This is a genomic window from Arcobacter sp. 15-2 (genome assembly GCF_047159865.1).
Classification (GTDB): Bacteria; Campylobacterota; Campylobacteria; order Campylobacterales; family Arcobacteraceae; genus JAIOSF01.
Map to the genome: position 1 here is coordinate 1,959,754 of NZ_AP038804.1, position 6,912 is coordinate 1,966,665.

1 protein-coding gene is annotated in these 6,912 nt (G+C 35.4%); it reads left to right on the forward strand.

Annotated elements, in window-relative coordinates; genetic code table 11:
* The first annotated feature begins 65 nt into the window (after positions 1–65).
* On the forward strand, positions 66–6,872 hold the full coding sequence (locus ACMCMH_RS10075) for a hypothetical protein (protein WP_412725170.1): 6,807 nt from the start codon (positions 66–68) through the stop codon (positions 6,870–6,872).
* Positions 6,873–6,912: the final 40 nt, after the last annotated feature.

Genomic DNA, 6,912 nt, shown 5'->3' on the forward strand with positions numbered 1-6,912 from the left:
ATAGGTTATTATGGAATATTATGCTAATATAAAGTAACTAATTATTTTTTAATAAGGGGAATTTCATGGCTGAAATTAAAGATAGTAATATAGTAAAATATAAAAGCAACAAAGTAGAGATCAAAAAAGCACCAAACAAAGGTGATAATATCTCCGTATATGTTAGACCTGGAGATGAGATAGACTTCTTACTTGAAGATATCAACCTAGCAGATTTAGACTATAAACTTGTTGGTGGTGATATTATTATCGAAGTTCCTAATGAAGGTTCTTTTACTTTTGTATCTATGGCTCTTATGGGTTATAATGATACTCCCCCATTTTTTAATTTTGGAGTAGGAGGTCAACTCTCTTTAGGTGCAATTTTATCAGCTATCGAAGAGGTAAATGACCTTCCTTTAGAGTCTATCCCTGCGAGTATAGAGGTAAAAATAGACCAAGAGGTCAAACTTGAAGCCCCTGAAGTAACACCACAGCCAATTATTATAGTACAAGATGTTGATGATTCTGAAGACTTTGATGCTTATTCTGAAGATCTTGATGCTCCTTATGTTCAGCCACTTGAAGATGTAGAACCAGTTGAAGAAACTCCTTTTACAGATAATGAATCAAAAAAATCATCTTCTACAGAAGATAACACAGCAGAAGTTGAAGGTGTTAAACCAACTTTGCGTTTTGATATAGATGTTCAACATATATCAGCATCTGAACCAGACACTGAAGATTCACAAACGCATGAAGTACAAGGTGGTGGAGGTACACAATATACCAATAACTATCCAAATGATAATAAAGGTGCAGATTTAAAACAACAAACTGACCCTGAAACGATAGATACAACTGATAAAACAACAAATGCTTATGATAAAGTTATTATACATGCTGATAATAGCACTTATATAAATGAAGACTATACCTCTAGAACTATTCGATTAAAACCTACCCAACCTGAGGGTTATGCTATGAAAAGTGTAACTATATCAGGGCTTCCTAATGGTGTAGAGATCGTAGGTGCTACAGAGAATGCTGATGGAAGTTTTACTATCAAAAAAGCTGATGATTTAGAGAATGGTTTTACGGTAAATGAGAAAAATGGTATCGTTGTGTCTATTGATTTTATTATCAAATATGAACAAAGTACCGATGAAGATTTTGAAATGAAAATTTCAGGCCAATCAAAATTTAGTATGGACAATGTAAGTGAAGCAAGTAAAAATGCAGGTTTTCAAGCACCATCCGAAGAGAATCAAACTCTTAATTTTGAATCATCTTATGGTGTAAATATTAAAGAGATAGATCCAACTAAAGATAGCTCGTATGACTATACACCTGTTAAAGGTATTGAATCAGGTTTTGTACTTGCTACAAATGTAAATGACAATATTATTCGTACGAGTGATGTAGATACAGAAGTATATGGATCTATTGCAAATGATACTGTTGTGGCAGGTAGTGGAGATGATACTGTACGGGGAAATGCTGGTAATGATATCATCGAACTTGGTCTTGGAACAAATACTGTATATGGTGGAGAGGGAGATGATACTCTCTCTTATGAAAATTATCAAGATACAGCAGGCACAAGAGGTGAAGGTGTCGATATAAATCTTACTGAAGGTAAAGGTAAAGCTGAAGGATTAGAAGATACTATTGAGGAAATAGAAAATGTAATAGGAAGTGATTTTGATGACACCATTACAGGAGATACCAACAACAATTCACTAGATGGAAGAAAAGGAAATGACACTTTATATGGAAAAGCTGGTAATGATACTTTAAATGGTGGAGAAGGTGATGATACTTTAAATGGTGGAAAAGGCGATGACTATTTAGATGGAGAAGCTGGAGAAAATACTGCTAGTTTTGAAGATGCAGGTGGTGGAGTTAGTGTTAAGTTACAAAAAGAGGATGAGTCTTTTGGTACAGCTAAAGATGTAATTGATGGAGATGATTCTATAGGAGATGACCAGCTTTTTAATATTGATAATATTATAGGTACATCACATGCTGATATTTTTGCAGGGAATGAACAAAATAATACTATAGATGGTGGAGATGATGAAGATACTATTGATTTTTCTGAAGTTACTGATGCAAACATAGTTGTAAAATTAGATGAAAACTATTCTGATGGGACAAGTTCAGGTTATGATAGACTTTATAACATTGAAAATATCAAGGGTACAGATATCGCAAACTTGTCAGATACACTGTATGGAGATATTGAAGATAACCATATACAAGGATTAGCAGGAGATGATACACTAAGAGGTGGATTAGGAACAAATATACTCGACGGTGGAGAAGATTATCAAAACGGAGATACAGTAGATTATTCTGATAGTATTACTGATATAGTTGTAGATTTGAGTAAAACTACAACGCAAACTACAGGGACAGGTAGAGTCGATACCCTTTTAGATATAGAGAATGTAAATGGTTCAAACAAAAATGACACCATCACAGGAAATAGCTCAAAAAATATCATAGATGGTTTGAGTGGTTCTGATACTATGAGTTATGAGTACCTTACAGATGGAATATCAAAAGTGGTGGTTGACTTAACAGTAACAGATGGTATTGGTGCTGGTGTAGTAAATTCTTCTGATACAGATACTTTAAGAAATATAGAAAATATTATAGGTGGTGCTGGCGATGATACTATTAAAGGTAATGATCAAAACAACACTCTAGATGGTGGTGCTGGAGCTGATACTGTTGATTACAGTTATTCTGATTATGGTGTAAATATAGAGTTGGATAATACCGGAAGTGGTACACTTACTACTCCAGATGAAACAGATGAGTTGAAAAATATAGAAAATATCAAAGGTTCAAACTATAATGATACTTTAATCTCTACAGACACAAATAATATAGGAAATAAATTTGAAGCAGGTGCTGGAGATGATACCTTAGATGGTGGTTCTGGTGCTGATGTACTTAAAGGTGAAAGTGGAGATGATCTTTTTTATGCAAGTAGCGGTGCTGATATTATTGATGGAGGAACTAACTCAACTGTTGGGGACACTATAGATTATAGTAAAAAAGATGATAGTGTTAAAATAGATGCAACTTTAGCAGAAGATGGAAGTCAAAGTGTAGTAAAAGAAGATGGAGTATCTTATGATACGATATATAATATAGAAAATATTATAGGAAATGCTTCTGATGATACTCTTACAGGAAATAGCAACAACAATATTTTAAAAGGTGAAGATGGAAAAGATACACTTTTTGGAAAGAAAGGTTCTGATAGCTTAGATGGTGGAGCTGGAGTTGATACTATAAATTTTGATTCAGTTATAGAAAATGTAACAATAGACCTATCAGAAACAAGTATCAGTCAAAATGTATATACAGATGCTTACTACAAAGTAACAAATATTGAAAATATAAAAGGTGGAAAAGCAAACGATAATTTAACAGGTGATGACAAAATCAACACTATCGAAGGTGGTAGTGGTGATGATTTCATCGATGGTGGATTAAATAATGACTTTTTATATGGTGGAACAAACAACGATACACTAAGAGGTGGAGCAGGAGATGACTTACTTGATGGTGGAGATGGAGTTGATGTTGCAGACTATAGTAATGCTACAGAAAATTTAACTATCAGCATAGCTGATGGTAGTCAACTTATATCAGCATCACAAGGAACAGATACTTTTAAAGATATAGAGGGTGCTGTTGGTGGAAGTGGTGATGATATCATCACAGGTACAACAGGTACAAATATCTTATCAGGTGGAAAAGGCGATGATACACTCTTAGGAAATGGTGGAAATGATACTTTAATAGGAGGAGATGGTTCTGATTCTATTAGTTTTGATTTTGTGACTTCAAATATAGGAGTTGATGTTGATTTGAGCAAGACTGAAAATCAAGATACAGGTGCAGGAATTGTAACACTTGAAAGCATCGAAAACTTAATAGGTAGCAAAAATAATGATATCTTAGCAGGAAACATTTCAGATAATACTATTGAGGGTGGAGCAGGAGACGATCAACTTACAGGTGGAGCAGGAGATGATACGCTTGATGGTGGAGGAGATAATGATACTGTTGATTATACTTCAAATACAGCTGGTGGTATAGTTGCTGATTTAGCGAAAGCAAGTGAACAAATCATCAATGATGGGTATGGAGATACAGATACTCTTATCTCTATAGAAACACTCAAAGGTTCAGATTTTACTGACACTATACGAGGAAGTGGTGCTTCGGATACATTATATGGTGAAGATGGAGATGATACTTTAGATGGTAGACTAGGAAATGATGAGCTTAGAGGTGGACTCGGAAGTGATACTGCTGATTATAGTACACGAACAGAAGCTATCAAAGCTGACCTATCTTTAGGAACACCAACTGTTATAGTTGATACAGTAGATGATGGTGCAGATACAGACACGACACATGAGTTCAATGCAAGTGATGAAACAGATACTTTAAATAGTATAGAAAATATCATAGGGGGTACAAACTCAGATACCCTTATAGGTAGTAGTGGTAAAAATACACTAAGAGGTGAAGCAGGAGCCGATACACTTTTGGGTGGATTAGGAGATGATTATCTTGATGGTGGAGATAACATAGATACCTTAAGTTATGAGTATATCACTACAAATACAGATAAAGTAGTAGTAAATTTACAAATACAAACAGCACAAGAGACTATAAGTAGTACAACCTATACAGATGTTGTAGTAGATATAGAAAATGTTATAGGTGGTGTAGGTGCAGATGAGATCACAGGAGATACAAAAGCAAATACTCTACAAGGTGGAGCAGGTGCTGATACACTTGATGGTGGCGGAGTAATTGGTACTGGTACAGATAGCCTCATCGGTGGAACTGGTGATGACAACTTTATCATCAGTGGTCAAGGTGCTACTGTATATGATGGTTCTTTAGGTGCTGGTGGTTCTGATGTAGATACTGTAGATTTCTCTAAGATTGCTAGTACTTCTACTGATAAAGTTGTAGTAGATTTAAGTGCAAATACATTTACTCTAAACGGAAGTGCAGTTGCAGGGACTACATTCATAGGTATTGAAGGTGCTATTGGTGGTGCTGGAGATGATACTATAACAGGTACTACAGCTGCAAACTCACTTGTAGGTGGTACAGGTGATGACACTCTTCGAGGTAATGGTGCAACAACAGGTGTTGACTATCTTAATGGTGGTGAAGGTGGAGAAACTACTGGTGACTTTGCTAGTTTTTCAAATCAAACTAGTAATATAACTGTTGATTTATCTGTAGACACAGTTCAGTCAAGTGGAGTTGGACAACTTATCATTGAAAACATCGAAAACCTTGAGGGTGGAAGTGGTGATGATAGCCTTACAGGAAATAATGATAACAATACCTTAAAAGGTTTAGATGGCAATGATAATCTCGTAGGTGGACGAGGAGATGACTATCTTGACGGTGGTTCAGGTGGTACAAATATTGATACAGCTGATTACTCTTCAAATCTTATAGGTGGTATCAAAGTAGATTTATCACAAACAACACTACAAGTGACAAATGATGGATACAATAATAAAGATACTTTAGTAAATATTGAAGTGATAAAAGGTTCAAATTTTGTAGATACTATTGTAGGTTCTACATCAAATGATACTTTTTATGGTGGATTAAATGATGATACCCTAGAAGGAAAATCTGGTGAAGATAAACTCTATGGTGAAGATGGAGCTGATACTTTAATAGGCGGAACTGGAAATGATACACTTGATGGTGGAGATGGAAGTGATACAGCTGATTATAGTGCAAGAACAGAAGCTATAAAAGCAGACTTATCAGATGCTACACCAAATGTAATCATCGATACAGCAGCAGCTACAGGAACTTTTGATGGAAGTGATGAAACAGATACTTTAAATGCTATAGAAAATATCACAGGTGGTAGTGGAGATGACACTATTACTGGAGATAGTGAAGTAAATATTTTAAAAGGTGGCATTGGTTCTGATAGCTTTGTTTTAAAAGATAAAACAGGGGCTGATAAAGTTGGTGATGTTATAGATGGTGGAAGTGAAGCAAATGGAGATAGAGGAAGTGATACTGTTGATTATAGTGCTTTAAGTGCTTTAAATAAAATTGAAGTATCTTTAAACAATACAGGTACTTCAAATGTTAAAGTAGGTGGAGTCGTTGATCATAGTGTAACAAATATAGAAAATGTGATCGGAAGTGATGGCGATGATATCATTGAAGGTGATAGTGCTGATAATATTTTAGATGGTCACGATGGAGCAGATGATACTATCTCGTATGCTAGTTCTACAAATACATCTGGTGTGACTGTAAATTTAGGTGGTTTAGTATCTGGTGCTGATATAGATGGTGATGGAACAAACGAAGCGAATATAGCAGCAGCTACAGGAACTGGTACAGGCGTAGGTACAGATAGTTTATCGAATTTTGAAAATATCTTAGGTGGTGCAGGTGCTGATACTCTTATCGGAGATAGTGGTTCAAATACTCTAGATGGTGGCACTGGAAATGATATACTTTTAGGTGGCGATGGAGCTGATAGCTTTATAGGTGGACTAGGAAGTGATACTGTTAGTTATGCTATAGATGATAGCTTAGTAAAAGTAAACTTGCGAGCTGGAACAGGAACGGATAGCAATGGCGATACTGATTATTATAATACTATTGAAAATATTGTAGGGAGTGATCACGATGATACGATTGAGGGAAATACTGCTGATAATATACTCAAAGGTGGACTAGGGAACGACACCCTTACTTTTGAAAATGCTCTCTCAGGTGTAACTGTTGATTTAGGCACAACAGGACAACAAAACACAGGAAGTGATGGACAAGATACAATTAGTGGTTTTGAGAACTAACAGGTTCTTCAAGTGCTGATAATTTAACTGGAGATAATAG

Bases quoted from the DNA above. Each gene is read 5' to 3' on its own strand.
- ACMCMH_RS10075 (WP_412725170.1), top strand. From the start codon at position 66: ATGGCTGAAATTAAAGATAGTAATATAGTAAAATATAAAAGCAACAAA.